Origin of the sequence: Kitasatospora sp. NPDC059803, from assembly GCF_042732255.1 — a bacterium.
In the GTDB taxonomy this organism is placed as follows: Bacteria; Actinomycetota; Actinomycetes; order Streptomycetales; family Streptomycetaceae; genus Kitasatospora.
Genome location: NZ_JBHWIJ010000114.1, coordinates 1 through 16455, shown reverse-complemented (window position 1 = coordinate 16455; position 16455 = coordinate 1). Strand labels below are relative to the sequence as shown.

Genomic DNA, 16455 nt, shown 5'->3' with positions numbered 1-16455 from the left:
CCCGGTCGGGGTCGGCCGCCCCCGTCGCGGTGCGGCCCCCGCCCGGGGCGCCCGGGGCGCTACGGCGGGCCCCCCGCCCCCCCCCCCCCGCCGCCCCCCCCCGGGACCGGGTCCTCACGGAGGCGGCCGGGAACCCGCTGGCACTGGTGGAGCTGCCGCGCCAACTGGCGGCCGCCCAGCAGCTGGGGGCCGCCCCGCTGCCCGAACGGCTGCCACTGGGACGGAAGTTGGAGCGGATGTTCGCCGACCGCCTGGGCGCCGTGACGCCCGAGGTCGGCCGCCTGCTGCTGCTGGGCGCCCTGGCCACCGGTACGGAGTCCGCCACCGGGGCGTGGCTGCGCGCCGTCGCGGACGAGAACGCGCGGGAGATCCTGGAACGGATCGAGGCGGACGGGCTGGTCCGGCTCGACCGGGCCGGACAGCTCGTGTTCCGGCACCCCCTGGTCCGTACCGCCGTCGTCTCCACCGCCTCCGACAGTGCCCGCCGGGAAGCGCACCGGGCCCTGTCCGCCGCCCTCGCGCCGGACGATCCCAGGCGGCTGGCCCACGAGGCGTCGGCCGCGCTGTTGCCCGACGAGGCACTCGCGCAGCGGCTGCAGGAGGCGGGGCGCGACCTCGCGCGTCGAGGGGGCGACGCGGAGGGCGCGCTGCTGCTCGAACGCGCCGCCGCCCTCAGCCCCGGCTCCTGCGACCAGACCCGCCGGCTCACCTGGGCCGCGGTGATGGCGGCGCGCGGCGGGCAACTGCGCCACTCCGTGGACCTGGTGGAGGAGTTGAAGTCCAGTACGGTGCCGCAGGACGTAGCCCCGCTGTTCGCGTACGCGGTGGTCTACGCCGACCAGAGCCACCACGTCGACTTCGAGTCCTCCGCCGCCCTGCTGCCCGCGGCCCTCGACGCGCTCACCGCCCCGGGCGCCGACACCTTCGGCGGGCTGGTCGACCAGGTGTACTTCAAGCTGCTGCTGGCCGCCAGCTACACCGACGACCCGTGGGTGTGGCACGCCCTGGAACGGCACCGGGAGAACGTCTCCGAGGTGGGGCGGCTGTGCCTGCGGGCCTGGACCGCCCCCGGCCCGGAGGTCGCCGAAGCGTTGCGGACGGTGGCCGGGGCCATGACCGAGGAGCAGGAGGCCGGTGCGGCCTGGCTCCTGCTGTGGACCGCCTCGGCGCTCGACTGCCCCGAGGGCGACCTGTGGCGGCGCTTCACCGGCTTCCACGGCTACGCCACCCAGGGCTCGGTGGCGAAGGCCAAGTGCCACCAGGACTTCCTGCTCGGGCACTGGGACCGGGCGGCCGCCTGCCTGCGCGAGGCCGAGATCGCGGACGAACTCGGCTATCACACCAACGCCCTGATGTTCCGCCAGTACTACGCCCACTTCCTGGCCGGCCGGGGTGACGAGGACGGCCTGCGGGAGATCGAGCGGGCCGTCCGCCCGGCCGCCACCCGGGCCCGGATGCGGTACGTGCTGGACCGCCTGACCCACCTGCGCGGCCTGGCGGCGCTCGCCCACGGACGCGACGAGGAGGCGTACGCGCACTTCTGCGAGCTCACCCCGCCCGGGCGGCTGCCCAACGGGTCGCCGTGGCGCCACGCGCTGGTCCTCGACCTGGTGACGGCCGCCGTGCACACCGGCCGGCACGAGGAGGCCCGGGACCACCTCGCGGCCGGGGCCGCGGCGCGCTCGGCGGAGATCTCCGGTCGCCACGCCTTCCTCTTCGCGGCCGCCACCGCCCTGGCCGCCACCGCCCCGGCCGCCTCCGCCGACGACGACGAGGCCGACGCCGCCTACCGCGCCGCGTACGCCGTACCGGGCGCCGAGCGGTGGGCGTTCGACCTCGCCCGGCTGCGGCTCGCCCACGGCTCGTGGCTGCGCCGGCGCCACCGGCCCGGGGCCCGGGAGGCGCTGCGCGCGGCCCACCACGTGTTCCGCCGCCTGGAGGCCACCCCCTGGGCCCGGCAGTGCGAGGCGGAACTCCGGGCGGCCGGCGACTCCGTGGCGCTGCCGCCGGGCGGACCGGTCGCGGAGCCGGCCGGCCTCAGCGGTCACGAGCTGCGCATCGCCCGGCTGGCCGCGACCGGGCTGACCAACAAGGAGATCGGCCGGCAGCTCCAGCTGTCGCCCCGCACCGTCGGGGCCCACCTCTACCGGATCTTCCCGAAGCTCGGCATCACCACCCGGGCCGCGCTCGCCCACGCCCTGGACGGCGGCTGACCTGCCGGAACGGCTCCTCGAACCGCCCTTCCCGGCGCGGCAGTCAGATGACCTAACGGCACGTCGTGCGCGCGGTCCACGCTGGACCGCGCAGGGCTTCGGCGGAAGGGCGGTCAGATGGGCGTGCGGGTGACGACCGGGTCGGTCGCGGACGAGGAGAAGGCGGCGTTCTGGAGCGCGATGGTGTCGCGGACGTTGGTGCCGGTGGAGGTGCACCCGCTCACCGGGCGGCCGTTCGACGGACTCCTGGAGTCGCACCGGCTCGGCTACGTACGGATCTCCACCCTGGAGGCGGACGCCGCCCGCCTCTCCCGTACGGCCGACCTGATCGCCCGGGCCCCGCGCACCGAGCCGCAGGTCGGGGTCGGGGTGCAGGTGTCGGGCCGGGCCGTGCTGGAGCAGGACGGGCGCCGGGCGGAGGCGCTGCCGGGCGGGCTCATGCTGTACGACACCGAGCGGCCCTACGCCGTCGACTTCCCGGAGCGCTTCCGCACCCATCTGGTCCACCTGCCGAGCCGGTTGCTCGGTGCGGCGGAGCGCGACCTGCGGCATGCGGCGGGCACCGCCGTCGGCCCCGCGGACGGCTGCGGGCCGGTGCTGGCGCCCTTCCTCGGCGCCCTGGCCGCGTCCGCCCGGTCGCTCCCCGCACCGGTCGGTGACCTGCTGGCCGGACGCGTCGCCGACCTGGTGAGCGCGCTCGTCGCCCACCTGGTGGCCGGCCGGGCCACGGACGAGCCGGACGGCCCCGACGGGCACCTGGTCCGGCGGGTGCGGGAGTACATCGACCACCGGCTGGGCGATCCGGAGCTGACACCCGAGCGGATCGCGCGGGCCCACCACATCTCCGTGCGGTACCTGCACCGGCTCTTCGAGAACGAGGGAGTGACGGTGAGCCGCCTCGTCCAGCAGCGCCGCCTGGAAGCCTGTGCCCGCGAGCTGGGCCGCCGCGGTCGTACGGCCCCGACCGTGTCAGCTGTCGCCCAGCGCTGGGGCTTCGTCAACCCGGCGCACTTCAGCCGGGCCTTCCGCGCCGCGTACGGGGTCCCGCCGCGCGAGTGGCGCTCGCTCCGGAACGACGAGGCCGGCTGACCGGGCCGCCGAGCCGTCTGCCGAACCGTCCGCCGAAGCGCACGATCGGGCCACCGTCCAGGCGGCCGACACCGTGCGCGTCGTCCTGCACAGCCGTTCCTGGTGGGCCCCGATCGGCCGGCCCCCCGAAGAGGAGTACAGATGTCCGTCGTCCTCGACACCACAGGGATACCGTCCGGCGACCGCGCCGAGTACTGGCACGAGGCCGTCTCCCGCACCTTCATCCCGCTCGACGTCGCCCTGCGAGAGGACGCGCCCGCGCCCGCGGCGATCACCAGCCACCGGCTGGGCGCCGTGCAGGTCTCCCTGGTCCAGGCCGGACCGCAGCGGGTCGAGCGCAGCGCGGGCCTGATCGCCCGCGGCGGGGAGGACCACCTCACCCTGGCGCTCCACCACCGCGGCACCGCCCGGCTGGTCCAGGACGGCCGCCAGGTGGAGCTGCGCCCGGGCGCCTTCGCGATCTCGGACGCCGGGAGGCCGTTCGTCAAGGAGCTGCCGGAACCGTTCGTCTTCACGGCGTTCCACTGGCCGCGCTCGGCGGTGGGCGTCACCGAGGAGGACCTGCGGGTGCTGACCGCGACGGCCTTCGACACCCGCGACGACACCGCCCGCCTGGTGGCCGCCTACCTGGAGTGCCTCTCCCGGTCGGCCGGTTCGATGGAGCCACAGGTGGCCCGCTGGCTCGCCGCCACGGCGCTCGACCTGCTCGCGGTGCTCGCCCACGAACGGCGCGGCAGGGCCGCCCCGGAGGCGCCCGAGGCGGCCCTGGCCACCCTGGCCCGGGTGAAGGACCACATCCTGCGCCACCTGGGGGACCGGGACCTCTCACCGGAGCGGATCGCCGGGGCCCATCACGTGTCGGTGCGGTACCTGCACAAGCTCTTCCGCTTCGAGGGGGTGACGGTGGCCCGCTGGATCCAGCGCCAGCGGCTGGACATGTCCCGCCGGGACCTGGGGCGTCCGAACGCGGACCGGGCGACCGTGGCGGCGGTCGCCGGCCGGTGGGGCTTCGTGAGCGCCAGTCACTTCAGCCGGGCCTTCCGGGCCGCCTACGGGGTCTCGCCGCGCGAGTGGCAGGCGTGCGCACTGGCGGGCCTGGCCCAAGGGAGCGTGGTGCGGCCGGGCCGGGCGCCGCTGCGGGGCCCCCGGGCCCCCGGGTTCGGGCGGGCCGGGTGTTGGGCCCCGCCCCCCCCCGGGCCGGGGGGAGCCCCGCCCCGGATGCGCCGGGGGGCCGCCCCCACGCTTGGGGCTGGCGTGCCCCGGGGCGGGCCGGGCCGCCGGGTGCGTGGGCGGGCCGGCGGGGCCGCGGGTACGCGCCCCCCGGGCGGCGGGGTACGGCGTCGCGGTGTGATCGCCCCTGCCGCTCACCGGTCGTTGTGCAGCTCCGCGACGTAGCCGCCGGGGAACCGCACCATCGCGGTGTCCCGGCCGCCCGCCCGGACCGGGCCCGACAGCACCGAGGCGCCGGCGGCCTTCGCCCGCTCCAGGGTGGCGCCGAGGTCCGCCACGCCGTAGCCGGTGAGCTCCCGGCCGAACGGGTACGGCAGGTGGCCGTCCGTCACGGCGACCGTCGTGGTGCCGAAGCCGGAGGTGAGGCGGACGAGCCGGTAGGCGGTGCCGGGCAGTCCGATCGCGGCGCCGTCGGCCCGGCGGTCGTCGGAGACGATCCGGCCCTGGGTGAAGGCGAGGAAGCTGTGCAGGAAGGCGCCCACCGCGTCCGGTGACAGGTAGAGCCGGTTCTCCGGCACGCTGGCCAACTCGGGGTAGGACGGCGGCGTGGTGTGCACGTAGAGCTGGGCATTGACGCCGCCGGGGAACTGGACGACGGCGTCCCGGCCGATCGGGTCGGCGAACGGCGCCACGGTGACGGCGGCTCCGTCGGCGCGGGCGGCGCGGACCGCCTGGTCGAGGTCGGTGACCAGCCAGCCGGTGCGCTCGGTGCCGAACGGGTACGGGACGGGCGTGGTGTAGTCGAACACCGACAGCGTGCCGACCGGGGAGACCACCAGCTCGGAGAGCGTCCGGCTGGGCGTGGGCGTCACCTGGGTGGCGTTCGGGCCGATCGTGCTGCCGCCGAAGGTGGCCACCCAACTGGCCGCGAACGCCTGCTCGGTGCCCGGTTCGACGTACACGTGGGTGGAGTCGTACTGCGGGCCGACGGCGAAGGTGTGGCGGCTGGCCGGTGCGGGCTGGGCCGCCGAGGCGGCGGGCAGGGCCGTCAGCGCGGCGATCGCCGCGGCGAGCGGGACGAGGCGTCGGGCGAAGCGTCGCATCATGGGGAAGCTCCTGATGTTCTGACGTTGTGACGGTGCGGTGGGTTGCTCAGGCCGCCGGCGCGGCCCAGGGGGCGTCGGGGCCGTCGGCGGCCGAGAGCCGGTGGGCGGCCAGCGCCGTGCCGAGGAGCAGCAGGGCGGCCAGGGCGAGGGCCGCGGCGGGCCGCCCGTGCAGGACCAGCGCCGCGCCGGCGAGGCCGCCGAGCAGCATCGCCAGGGCGGAGAGGATCCGACGGCCCGGGCGCGGCGCCGTGCCGCCGGCTGCCGTCGAGTCGGCGGCGAGGCCGGTCAGGGTGAGGGTGAGGACGGTGGTGGTCAGGTCGGGTACGGCGAGCCGCCGGGCGACCGCGTTCTGCAGGCCCATGCCCAGGCCCAGCAGGACGATCAGGACGTAGTCGGCGCCGCCGGCCGCGGCGGTGGCGGCCGCCGCGGCCGTCAGGGCCGTCTGGACGCCGACGGCCAGGGCCAGCAGGCGTCCGCGGTGGGCTGCCGACCGGCTGCCGAGCCGTCCGCCGACGAGTGCGCCGGCCAGGAAGGAGGCCAGCGAGACGAGTGAGGCGGTGGCCGACAGGCCCGGGGCTCCGGCCAGGGCGAAGCCGAGGAAGACCACGTTGCCGGTCATGTTGGCGACGAAGACGTGCCCGAGGCCGAGGTAGCTCACGGCGTCGACCACCCCGGTCGCCACCGTCAGCAGCAGCATCAGCGGGGGGAGGGGCCCGTGCCGGTCGGTGCGCGGCGGGGCGAGGGTGCGCAGGGCGTCAGTCAGCAGGGCGCGCAACGGCGGCCGCCTCCTCGGGTGCGGGCGGGTGGTGCAGGACCACCCGGGTGAGCAGCCCGCTCGCCGGGCCGAGCACGGCGGCCGTGACCGACAGCCAGAGCGGCCAGGCGGTCAGGCCGACGGCGTGGTCCACGGACCACCGGCCCGGGCCGGTGAGGGCGAGGGATCCCGCGACGACGACCAGCACCAGCGGGTACTCGTAGCCGTCGTCCTGCACCCAGAGCCCGTGCGGCAGTTTGACGGTCATCGCCACCGTCATCACGCCCATGGCGACCATGGCCGCCGGCGGGGTGAGCGCGCCCAGGGCCAGGAACAGGCCCGAACCGACCTGCCCGGCGCCCGCGGCGAGCGCGGTGAGCGTCCCGCCGCGGAAGCCGTCGTGCCGGAACTCCTCCGTCCCGCCGGCGAGGCCGTTGCCCCCGAGGCGGTGGCTCACCTTCTGTACCCCGTGCCCGGCGATGAGCAGGCCCACCACCACGCGGAGGATCAGCAGTCCGGTATCCATCGTGTCCTGTCCCTGGTCCCTGTTCTGACGGAGCGTCGGTGGTGGGTGTCAGCCGGCGGCGTGCTCGCCGATGACGGCCTGGGCGTAGACGATCCCGAGGCCGTACGCGCCGCCGTGCTCCTTGACGATCTCCGTGACCACGCCGTACGTCTCCGTCCGGGCCCAGTCGCGCTGGAGCTCCAGCAGCACCTGGACCCAGGTGACCGGCACCGCGCCGGCCTGCGTCATCCGCTGGATCGCGTGCTCGTGGGCCTGCGGGGAGACGCCGCCGGAGGCATCGGTGACGACGTAGACCTCGTAGCCCTGGTCGATCATGGACAGCACCGGCAGGACCAGGCAGACCTCGGTCCACAGGCCGGCGATGACGACCTTGCCGCGCCCGGTGGCCTTGACCGCCTCGACGACCGCCGCGTCCTCCCAGGCGTTCATCGAGGTGCGGTCGAGGACCTCGGCCTTGGGGAACACCGCCGCCAGCGGCGGCAGCAGCGGGCCGGAGAAGGACTCGGCGGCGACGGTGGTCAGGACGGTCGGCACCTCGAAGGCCCGGGCGGCCTTGGCGAGGCCGACGGTGGCGTTGACGATCGCGGTGCGGTCGCCGCTGCCGGTGCCGAAGAACATCTGCGGCTGGTGGTCCACGAACAGCACCACGGCGTTGTCGGGGGTCAGCAGGTCGGGGCTCGGGGTGGGGCTGACCTGGGTGAGGTCGACCATGACGGGGTTCCCTTCGGTTCGTCTCGGCAGGGCCCCCGCGCGGTGCTCCGCGCGGGGGCGGGGGAGGTGGATCAGGGGGCGGGGGAGGTGGATCAGAGGAGGAAGCAGGGGTCGAACGGCTGGTGGTGCTCGTCCACCAGGCCGCGCTCGACCCGCCAGCGGTGGTGCAGCTGCGACTCGGTGACGACCTCGCCGAGCAGCTCCGCCTGGCGGGCGCCCGCGCCGGAGGCGCGACCGGAGGCCTGGTAGCCGCCGAAGTGGGCGACCGGGCTCCAGCCGGGGCTGACCGGCGGGAGCTCCTCGTCCATGCCCTCGTACTCGGCCGCCGCGTGGACGATCCGGCCGCCGACGACCGTCAGCAGGGACTCGATGGACGGGATCTCCGGCTCCGGCACGGTGAAGTAGTCCTCGGACAGGACGGCCAGGTCGCCGTAGCAGCCGGTCCGCAGCACGCCCTTGACGTCCTGCTCGCCGGTGAGGGCGGCGCCCGCAGTGGTGTACATCGCGAGCGCGGTCGCCCGGTCCACCCGGTTCTGCGGCGGCCGGATCGCCGACCCGCCGACCGTGCGCCCGGAGACCAGCCAGTGCAGGGCGACCCAGGGGTTGTACGAGGACACCCGGGTGGCGTCCGTACCGGCGGCCACCGTCAGGCCGCGCTCCAGCATCGCGCGGATCGGCGGGGCCTCGGCGGCGGCGCCGAGGCCGTAGCGGCGGGTGAACACCTCGCCCTGGAAGGACAGCCGGTTCTGAACCGACAGCGAGCCGCCGAGGGCCGCGATCCGGTCCAGGCTGTCCCGGGAGACGGTCTCCGCGTGGTCGAAGAGCCACCGGTTCCCGGCCGGGAAGAGCCCCTCGGCGGCGAGCTTCTCGAACACCGCGAGGTCGCGCCGGATCGTCTCGTCGTAGGTCGCGTGCAGCCGAAAGCCCCAGCGGTGCTCCGTCAGCAGGCGGACGGCCTTCTCGAACTCGCCCTCGTAGGGGCCGAGTTCGGGGCGTGGCTCGGCGAAGTTCTCGAAGTCGGCGGCGGCCCAGGTGAGGTTCTCGCCGGCGCCGTTCAGCCGCAGCCAGGCGTCGCCGTCCCCGGGGCGGACCGTCTCGATCCAGCGGGTGAGGTCGTCGAGCTCCTGGCCGGGGGTCTGCGGGAACAGGTGGTAGGCGATGCGGAGCGTGAGCAGGCCTTCGCGGGCGAGTCGGGTCACCGTGGCGTAGTTCTCGGGGAAGCTCTGGAAGCCGCCGGCGGCGTCGATCGCGGAGGTCAGCCCGAAGCGGTTCAGCTCGCGCAGGAAGTGCCGGGTGGAGGTCGCACGGTCCTCGCCCTCCAGCACCGGGGCCTTGGCCAGCGTGGAGTAGAGGACCAGGGCGCTCGGCGCCGCCAACAGCATGCCGTTCGGCTCGCCGCCGCGGCCCCGGACGATCTGGCTGCCCTTCGGGTCCGGGGTGTCGCGGGTGTAGCCGACGGCGCGCAGGGCGGCGCGGTTGAGGATCGCCGACTGGTAGAGGTGGAGGACGAACACCGGGGTGTCCGGCGCCGCCTCGTTCAGCTCGGCGGGCGTCGGGAGCCGCCGCTCGGCGAACTGCTCGGCCGACCAGCCGCCGACGACCCGCACCCACTGGCCCCTGGGGGTGCGGGCGGCCTGCTCCCGCAGCATCGCCAGCGCCCGGCGCAGCGAGGTCACGCCGTCCCAGCGCAGCTCCAGGACGTAGTTGAGGCCGCCCCGGATCACGTGCAGGTGCGCGTCGTTGAGGCCGGGCACCACCCGCCGGCCGAGCGCGTCGACCACGACGGTGGACGGGCCGATGACCGGGGCGACGTCCGGGTCGTCCCCGACGACGGTGATCACGCCGTCGCGGATGGCGAGGGCGCCGGCCTGGGGGCGGCGGGCGTCGCCGGTGTGGATCTTCGCGTTGCGGACGACGACATCGGCGGCGTTCTCGGCGGCTTCCTCGACGGCCCGGGGGACCAGCCCACCGACGGGTATTGCAGGCACCTCGACGGCCTCCTGTCACGGGATCGACCTGCCGCCCGGGTGCGGACGGCGGGTGGAGGCTTCCGAGCGGGCCGGGGCCAAAGCCCCGCCCCGTCCGGGCTCCTGACGAGACGTTAGGCGCGGCGGTGGTGCCGGACTTGGCCCACAGCGCACCGGCTCCGGTCCGCGAGCGCACCAGCCGCCCGCAGCGGCGATCGTGCGCGGGGGCGGTCGATGGCGAGGGCCGGAGAGGTCCGTGGTGCCGAAAGGGGAAGGTGCCCGGTGGTCGGACACCTTCCCCCGCTGGTCGCCGAGGTGCTCCTGCCGCCCGACCCGGCCCCGCCGCGCGGTCTACAGCGCGGCCTGCTGGGGTCGGGTGGGAACGACGATGACGGTGGGGGTGTCGGCGGTCAGGGCCGCGGTGAACTCCCGCTCCAGGTCCTCGGTGGTCTCCACGTCGACGGCGTGGCACCCGAAGCCGCGGGCCACCGAGGCGACGTCCAGTCCGGGCAGGTCGAGCCCGGGCACCCCGGGGGTGTCCTCCAGCAGGGCGAACGACTTGAGGATCGAGTACTCGTGGTTGCGCATGACCACGTAGACGATCGGGAGGCGGTGCCGGGCCGCCGTGTAGAGGGCCTGCACGGAGTACTGGAAGGAGCCGTCGCCGATCAGGCCGATCACCGGGCGCCGCGTCCCCCGCTCCCGGTCGGCCAGCGCGACGCCGACCGCGGCCGGGACGGCCCAGCCGATGCCTCCGCTGGCCGTGGCGAAGAACGAGCCCGATCGGGTGGTGGGCAGCCATTCGAGCTGCTGCGCCATGGTCGACGTCGACTCGTTGACGATGACGGCGTCCGGCGGGCGGACCCTGCTCAGGGCGGCGTAGACCTCCGGCGGGGTGAGCGGCCGGTCCGGGGCGGACGGCAGCGCGCGGGGCCGCGGCATCGGCTCCGGAGCGGTCCGCGCCGAACCCTCCTCGACCAGGTCGAGGAGCAGCTCGATCGCCCGCCGGGGATCGCCGAGCAGGCTGTCGCCGACCCGCGCGGCCGCGGCCGCCTCCGGGTCGCCGGTGATCTGGAGCAGCCCGGTGCCCGGGGGGAGGTAGTCGCCGGGCACGTACGGGTAGTAGCGGAACACCTCCGCGCCGATCACCACCACCAGGTCGTGCCCGGCCAGCCGGTCGCTGATGGTCTTCACCGACATGCCCAGCGGGCCGGCGAAGAGCGGGTGGTCCTCGGGGAAGGAGACGCGGTCCCCCAGCGGGGCGCCGTAGACGGCGGCGCGCAGTCTCTCCGCCAGGGCGACGGCCGCGTCCCAGCCGCCGCTGCGGTCGACCTCCGGCCCGAAGACGAGTGCGGGCCGGCGGCTGGCGGTGATGCGCTCGGCGAAGGCCCGCAGCCGCCCGGGGTCGGGGGCCACCCGCTCGCTCACCGTCCGCACCCGGGTGAAGCCGGACAGCGGCCGCTTCCAGTCGTCCATCGGGATCGACAGGTAGACCGGGCCGGCGGGCGGCTGGAGCGCCTGCGCGTAGGCGCGCATGAAGGCCTCGGGGACGTCCTCGGCGCAGGCCGGCTCGTAGGACCACTTCACCCAGGGCTTCGGCAGCTGGGTGGCCTCGCGGTTGCCGAGGTACGGCTCGCCGATCACCAGCTCCCGGTGCTGCTGGCCGGCGGTGACGATCAGGGGCGTGTTCCCGTGGTGGGCCGCCACCAGGTTGCCCAGCGCGTTGCCGGTGCCGGCCGAGGAGTGCAGGTTGACCAGCGCGGGGCGGCCGGTGACCTGGGCGAAGGCGTCGGCCATCGCGAGGGCGGACGCCTCCTGGAGCGCCAGGACGTAGCCGAAGTCCGCGGGGAAGTCCTGGAGGAACGGCTCCTCGGTGGAGCCCGGATTCCCGAAGACCGTGGTGAGTCCGAGCGTGCGCAGCAGGTCGTACGTCACGGTGCGGACGGTGGAGTGCTCAGCCATGGGTGCCAGCGCTTTCACCCGGGGCGTCAGGGCCTCAGGGCTTGCAGGGACGGGTCTCGGTCCGGCCGGCCGGCAGCCTCCTGGGGCGGGACGGCGACGGGGGACGGCACATCGTTTCCGATCGTCACGCCGGCCGGCTCTTGCAGGAGAGCATCGGCACTGAGGGCCCCGCAACCGGACGAACGGCCGGACGAACGGGTGCCGGGCCCCGGGGCAGGGCGGGTCGGCGGCAGCCTCGGCCGGTGCGCGGGCTAGGTTCGGGTCCGTGACCGGCAACGACGCGGTCCTGGCGCTGATGGTCGCCACGGCGCTGGGCTTCGACTTCACCAACGGCTTCCACGACACCGGCAACGCGATGGCGACCTCGATCGTCACCGGCGCCCTGCCGCCGCGCGTCGCGGTCGCGGTGTCGGCGGTGCTGAACCTGGTGGGCGCGTTCCTGTCGACCGCCGTGGCGGCCACCATCGCCAACGGCCTGGTCGCCACGGGGGAGGTGACCCTGACGGTCGTCTGCGCCGGTCTGGTCGGCAGCATCCTGTGGAACCTGGCCACCTGGTACCTCGGCATCCCCTCCAGCTCCTCGCACGCGCTGATCGGCGGGGTGGTCGGGGCGACGGTGGCGGCCGCCGGGGCCTCGGCCGTCAAGTGGCAGGGGCTGGTCTCCAAGGTGGTCGTGCCCGCGGCGCTGTCGCCGTTCATCGCCGGTGGGGTGGCCGTGGTCGGCACCCTCCTGGTCTACCGCCTCACCCGCGACGTGCCCGAAGGCCCCCGCGGGCGCGGCTTCCGGCTCGGCCAGATCGGCTCGGCCTCCATGGTCTCGCTCGCCCACGGCACCAACGACGCGCAGAAGACCATGGGCGCCATCACCCTCGCCCTGATCGCCAACGGCACCCTGCCCGCCGGGGCGAAGGCACCGGACTGGGTGATCCTCTCCTGTGCGCTGGCGATCGCCCTGGGCACCTACATCGGCGGCTGGCGGGTGATCCGGGCCCTGGGCAAGGGGCTGGTGGAGATCGAACCGCCGCAGGGGATGGCCGCCGAGTCGGCCTCGGCCGCCGTGATCCTCTGCTCCACCGACTTCGGCTACTCGCTCTCCACCACGCACGTGGCCACCGGATCGATCCTGGGCTCAGGGGTCGGCCGAAGTGGTGCCGTGGTGCGCTGGCAGCTCGCCCGCCGGATGGTGACGGCCTGGCTGCTCACCCTGCCGGCTTCCGCGCTGGCCGGCGCGGTGGCCTACTGGGCCGCGAACGGGATCGGCGGGACGGCCGGCGTGGTGGTGATCGTCGGCGCGCTGGTGGTGGTGTCGGTCGCCTTCTTCGCCGCCTCCCGCCATCCGGCCGTGACACCGGAGAACGTCAACGCCGCGTGGACCGGTTCGGTGACGCCGGAGCCGGTCAAGGCCAAGGACGAGGTGAGCCCGTGAACTCCTGGATCAACCTGGACGCGCTGTGGAAGATCGTCGTGGTGGGCCTGCTCACCGGCGCCGGCCTGCCCGCGCTGTTCGCCCTCGGCCTGCGCCTGCTCAACCCGACCGGCGCGGCCGGCGAGCCCGCCGCCGTCCGGCCCGCCGCCGGGCCGGTCGGCTCCACCCTGGCGGGACTGATCTTCGCGGTGGTGCTCGCGGCGATCGGCTGGGGCATCTCCGTCATCGTCGGCCACCGCTGACCGCCCGCCGTCCAGGCCGTCTCGGCGAATGCCGATCCCGCTCGTCACTGCGGGTGCTGTCGTGCTTCGTCCGTCCCCTGCCGTCCGCCCCCGCCGTCCGCCCCTGCCGTCCGCCCCCGCCGTCCGCCCCTGCCGTCCGCCCCTGCCGTCCGCCCCTGCCGTCCGCCCCTGCCGTCCGCCCCCGCCGTCCGCCCGGAGCGCACCACCAAGCTGCCGCGGTAACGCACCTCGGAGCTCGGGGAACATCCAGGGCGCATCGTGATCCGATGGGCGTCCGGACTCCGGCCGCATGCCTGACCTGCCGCCGGCGTCTTCACCATGTCGGCGGTCAATCCCGCCTGCCGATCATCCGACAGGGCGAGGAGCGCATCATGCCGGTGGACGAGGGCTTGACCAGGCGGGAGAACCAGCCGGGGGCGGGCGAACGGGTCCGTACGGGCCGACGCAATCGGGTGCGGCCGGACGGCGAGCTCGTGGCCGACCCGGGGCGGGGGCTGTTCTGGGGGAACCGGGGCTCGCTGCTCGGCGCCGGCGGCCAGCCGACGCGCAAGCCGTCGACGCGGGCCTGGGTCTGCTGCGTGCTGGAGTTCAAGGACTGGTGGCGGGTTCAGTGGCAGCCGGGCCGGCTGACGGAGCTGTACTTCCTCGACGAGGCCACGGCCCTCGCCGCCGGGCACCGGCCGTGCGGGCTGTGCCGCGTCCCGGACTACCGGCGGTTCCAGCGCAGTTGGGCCGACACCCTGGGAGGCGGCCTTCCCGGCGCGCCGGAGATGGACAGCAGGCTGCAGGCGGACCGGCGAACGCCCGACGGGCGCCAGCGCACCTTCCGGGCGGCGGCCGGCGACCTGCCGGACGGCGCGTTCATCCGCCTGGACGGTGAGGCCGGGCTGATGCGGCAGGGGTACTGGCGGCCCTGGTCGATGGCCGGGTACGGCGCGACGCGGGCGGTCGCCCCGGACCTTCGGGTGGAGGTGCTCACCCCCGCGGTGACGGTGCAGGTGCTGGTCGGCGGGTACGCGCCCGTCCTGCACCCGTCCGCCGGATGAACGGGAGCGGCGGAGGCTGAGGCCCGCGGCCGAGCGCGTTCCCACCGGGTGAAATTCGGATCTCACGTTCTCGGCACCCGCACCGTCTTCCAGGTGGGACAGCAGGTGCAGAAGGCGGCCGGGCACGGTGACGACCCGAAGAAACCGGGCGGAGGCCGCCGGACTTGCAGGAGGGCAGTGCCGGCCGCGACCGGCCGGCTGTTTCGGGAGCTCGAACACATCGGTTCGGATTCAAGGTCTACGGCAGGGCGAGGATGAGGGAACCGTTCGAGAAGGCGGTCGAGCAGCACGGCGCGACCGTGCTGCGGGTGTGCCGGGCGCTGCTGGGGACACACGACGCAGACGACGCCTGGTCGGAGACGTTCCTGGCGGCGATGCGGGCTTGGCCGGGGCTGCCGGAGACGGCGAACGTGGAGGCGTGGCTGGTGACGATCGCCCGGCGCAAGGCGATCGACGTGCTGCGCGCCGCCGGACGCCGGCCGCTGCCGGCCGAGGAGTTGCCGGAGGAGCCCAGTTCGCTGGGCGTTCCGGGCGCTGACGACGGGGAGCTGTGGGAGATGGTGGGGCGCCTTCCGGGCAAGCAGCGGCAGGCGGTCACGTTCCGCTATCTGGCCGGGATGTCGTACGACGAGATCGCGGCGGTCCTGGGCGGGAACACCGCGGCGGCGCGCCGGGCGGCGGCGGACGGTCTGAAGAATCTACGAAAACACTATCCGGGCGCGACCTCGAGAGGAGCATCTACATGAGCGGCATCCGATCCCACGATGACGTCCTGAGCGTGCTGTCGGCTCCCGTCGACGCCGGGACCCTGGCCCGGCTGCACCGCCGGCTGGAGGCCGAGGCCCAGGCCGCCGCGCTGGTCGACATCGCCTACACCGTCGTCGACTCCCCGGTCGGCCCCCTGCTGCTGGCCGCCACCGACCGGGGCCTGGTCCGTGTCGCCTTCGCGGTCGAAGGCCACGACCAGGTCCTTCAGGCCCTGGCCGACAAGGTCAGCCCGCGCATCCTGCGCGCCCCCGGCCGGCTGGACACCGCCGCCCGGGAGATCGACGAGTACTTCGACCACCGCCGTCGCGCGTTCGACCTGCCGCTGGACCTGTCCCTGTCCAAGGGCTTCCGGCAACTGGTCCAGCAGCACCTGCCGGAGATCGGCTACGGCCAGACCCGCAGCTACCGCCAGGTCGCCGAACTGGTCGGCAGCCCCAAGGCGGTGCGGGCGGTCGGCACGGCCTGCGCGACCAACCCGCTGCCGGTGGTCGTCCCCTGCCACCGGGTGCTGCGCACCGACGGCACCCTCGGCGGCTACATCGGCGGCCTGGAGGCCAAGACCGCACTACTGGAACTGGAGGCCGCGGCATGACCGCCGTCACCGCCGCCGCCGCCACCGCCGTCACCGCCGCGAAGACGAGGGCGACGGCTCCCGGCGCGGACGCCGCCACCGGATCCGGGCCGTGGGCCGGCCGGGCCGAGAGCGCCGACTGGGACGCGGTGGCCGCCGAACTCGACGCGTTCGGAGGCGCGTTGCTGCCGCAACTGCTCACCCCGGACGAGGCCGGCCGACTCCGGGACCTGTACGGGCGGCCCGAGCTGTTCCGTTCCACCGTCGACATGGCCCGCCACCGGTTCGGGTCCGGCGAGTACAAGTACTTCCACGCCCCCTACCCCGAGCCGGTCGAGCAGCTCAAGCAGGCCCTGTACCCGCGGCTGCTGCCCATCGCCCGCACCTGGTGGGAACGGCTCGGCCGTACCGCGCCGTGGCCGGACACCCTGGACGAGTGGCTGCAGATGTGCCACGCGGCCGGGCAGTCCAAGTCCACCGCGATCCTGCTGCGCTACGGCGCCGGGGACTGGAACGCGCTGCACCGTGACCTGTACGGCGACCTGGTGTTCCCGTTGCAGGTCGTGATCAACCTGGACCGGCCCGGCACCGACCACACCGGTGGGGAGTTCCTGCTGGTCGAGCAGCGCCCCCGCGCCCAGTCCCGCGGCACCGCCACCCTGCTCCCGCAGGGCCACGGCTACGTGTTCACCACCCGCGACCGGCCCGTGCGCTCCGCGCGGGGCTGGTCCGCCGCCCCGGTCCGGCACGGCGTCTCGGCGCTCCGCTCCGGGCACCGGCACACCCTGGCCCTGGTCTTCCACGACGCCGCCTAGGGGCTCTCTTTCGGATCACGTCGGATCAGCGCGCGGCGTCGGAGTGCGTGCATCGCAAGGCGGAGGAGGGAGTCCATGCGGAGTATCGG

At 75.1% G+C, this 16455-nt stretch carries 15 protein-coding genes; 9 read left to right on the top strand and 6 right to left on the bottom strand.

Going from position 1 to position 16455, the window contains the following annotated elements; all coding sequences use genetic code 11:
- From ACFV6I_RS19570 to ACFV6I_RS19560, 3 genes are all read left to right on the top strand, one after another.
- A partial coding sequence (locus ACFV6I_RS19570) for a LuxR C-terminal-related transcriptional regulator (RefSeq protein ID WP_380426598.1) occupies positions 1 to 2213 on the top strand: 2213 nt, incomplete at its 5' end.
- 117 nt (positions 2214 to 2330) lie between these two features.
- Positions 2331 to 3302: a helix-turn-helix domain-containing protein gene (locus ACFV6I_RS19565; protein WP_380426596.1), complete on the top strand. Its 972-nt coding sequence runs from the start codon at positions 2331 to 2333 to the stop codon at positions 3300 to 3302.
- A 141-nt stretch (positions 3303 to 3443) separates the two neighbouring features.
- Positions 3444 to 4697, top strand: coding sequence for a helix-turn-helix domain-containing protein (locus tag ACFV6I_RS19560; RefSeq protein ID WP_380426594.1), 1254 nt, complete (start codon positions 3444 to 3446; stop codon positions 4695 to 4697).
- Here the strand turns inward: ACFV6I_RS19560 and ACFV6I_RS19555 are convergent.
- The 6 genes from ACFV6I_RS19555 to mdlC form a co-directional block, all read right to left on the bottom strand.
- A complete protein-coding gene (locus tag ACFV6I_RS19555) occupies positions 4667 to 5578 on the bottom strand; it encodes a VOC family protein (RefSeq protein WP_380426592.1) in 912 nt (303 codons plus the stop codon). The genes ACFV6I_RS19560 and ACFV6I_RS19555 overlap by 31 nt on opposite strands.
- A gap of 46 nt (positions 5579 to 5624) precedes the next feature.
- Complete coding sequence (locus tag ACFV6I_RS19550) at positions 5625 to 6353, bottom strand: YoaK family protein (protein ID WP_380426590.1); 729 nt, start codon at positions 6351 to 6353, stop codon at positions 5625 to 5627.
- Complete coding sequence (locus ACFV6I_RS19545; RefSeq protein ID WP_380334825.1) at positions 6334 to 6858, bottom strand: DoxX family protein; 525 nt, start codon at positions 6856 to 6858, stop codon at positions 6334 to 6336. Before ACFV6I_RS19545 ends, ACFV6I_RS19550 begins: the two co-directional genes overlap by 20 nt.
- Positions 6859 to 6906: 48 nt before the next feature.
- Complete coding sequence (locus ACFV6I_RS19540; RefSeq protein WP_063352131.1) at positions 6907 to 7569, bottom strand: hydrolase; 663 nt, start codon at positions 7567 to 7569, stop codon at positions 6907 to 6909.
- A gap of 92 nt (positions 7570 to 7661) precedes the next feature.
- Complete coding sequence (locus ACFV6I_RS19535; RefSeq protein WP_380426588.1) at positions 7662 to 9557, bottom strand: amidohydrolase; 1896 nt, start codon at positions 9555 to 9557, stop codon at positions 7662 to 7664.
- 330 nt (positions 9558 to 9887) lie between these two features.
- Entirely contained in the window at positions 9888 to 11498 is a 1611-nt protein-coding gene (gene mdlC / locus ACFV6I_RS19530) for a benzoylformate decarboxylase (protein WP_380426586.1), read from the bottom strand.
- 265 nt (positions 11499 to 11763) lie between these two features.
- On the opposite strand from mdlC, the gene ACFV6I_RS19525 reads away from it, so the two are divergent.
- The 6 genes from ACFV6I_RS19525 to ACFV6I_RS19500 all read left to right on the top strand — a co-directional run bounded on the left by ACFV6I_RS19525 (position 11764) and on the right by ACFV6I_RS19500 (position 16366).
- Positions 11764 to 12924, top strand: coding sequence for an anion permease (locus ACFV6I_RS19525; protein WP_380426584.1), 1161 nt, complete (start codon positions 11764 to 11766; stop codon positions 12922 to 12924).
- Positions 12921 to 13166 (top strand): hypothetical protein, encoded by a 246-nt coding sequence (locus tag ACFV6I_RS19520; protein ID WP_380334814.1) that lies wholly within the window; start codon positions 12921 to 12923, stop codon positions 13164 to 13166. Before ACFV6I_RS19525 ends, ACFV6I_RS19520 begins: the two co-directional genes overlap by 4 nt.
- 371 nt (positions 13167 to 13537) lie before the next feature.
- Positions 13538 to 14212 carry a hypothetical protein gene (locus ACFV6I_RS19515; protein ID WP_380334811.1) on the top strand — a complete coding sequence of 225 codons (675 nt, stop codon included), beginning with the start codon at positions 13538 to 13540 and terminating at the stop codon, positions 14210 to 14212.
- Positions 14213 to 14466: 254 nt separating this feature from the next.
- A complete protein-coding gene (locus ACFV6I_RS19510) occupies positions 14467 to 14958 on the top strand; it encodes an RNA polymerase sigma factor (RefSeq protein WP_380334808.1) in 492 nt (163 codons plus the stop codon).
- Entirely contained in the window at positions 14955 to 15572 is a 618-nt protein-coding gene (locus ACFV6I_RS19505; protein ID WP_063352126.1) for a methylated-DNA--[protein]-cysteine S-methyltransferase, read from the top strand. Before ACFV6I_RS19510 ends, ACFV6I_RS19505 begins: the two co-directional genes overlap by 4 nt.
- Positions 15569 to 16366 (top strand): 2OG-Fe(II) oxygenase, encoded by a 798-nt coding sequence (locus tag ACFV6I_RS19500; RefSeq protein ID WP_380426582.1) that lies wholly within the window; start codon positions 15569 to 15571, stop codon positions 16364 to 16366. Before ACFV6I_RS19505 ends, ACFV6I_RS19500 begins: the two co-directional genes overlap by 4 nt.
- Positions 16367 to 16455: the final 89 nt, after the last annotated feature.

Excerpts from the sequence above, each read along its gene's own strand:
- ACFV6I_RS19555 (WP_380426592.1), bottom strand. The coding sequence starts at position 5,578 with ATGATGCGACGCTTCGCCCGACGCCTCGTCCCGCTCGCCGCGGCGATC.
- mdlC (WP_380426586.1), bottom strand. The coding sequence starts at position 11,498 with ATGGCTGAGCACTCCACCGTCCGCACCGTGACGTACGACCTGCTGCGC.
- ACFV6I_RS19505 (WP_063352126.1), top strand. The coding sequence starts at position 14,955 with ATGAGCGGCATCCGATCCCACGATGACGTCCTGAGCGTGCTGTCGGCT.
- ACFV6I_RS19500 (WP_380426582.1), top strand. The coding sequence starts at position 15,569 with ATGACCGCCGTCACCGCCGCCGCCGCCACCGCCGTCACCGCCGCGAAG.
- ACFV6I_RS19540 (WP_063352131.1), bottom strand. The coding sequence starts at position 7,569 with ATGGTCGACCTCACCCAGGTCAGCCCCACCCCGAGCCCCGACCTGCTG.
- ACFV6I_RS19560 (WP_380426594.1), top strand. The coding sequence starts at position 3,444 with ATGTCCGTCGTCCTCGACACCACAGGGATACCGTCCGGCGACCGCGCC.
- ACFV6I_RS19565 (WP_380426596.1), top strand. The coding sequence starts at position 2,331 with ATGGGCGTGCGGGTGACGACCGGGTCGGTCGCGGACGAGGAGAAGGCG.
- ACFV6I_RS19545 (WP_380334825.1), bottom strand. The coding sequence starts at position 6,858 with ATGGATACCGGACTGCTGATCCTCCGCGTGGTGGTGGGCCTGCTCATC.
- ACFV6I_RS19515 (WP_380334811.1), top strand. The coding sequence starts at position 13,538 with ATGCCGGTGGACGAGGGCTTGACCAGGCGGGAGAACCAGCCGGGGGCG.
- ACFV6I_RS19510 (WP_380334808.1), top strand. The coding sequence starts at position 14,467 with ATGAGGGAACCGTTCGAGAAGGCGGTCGAGCAGCACGGCGCGACCGTG.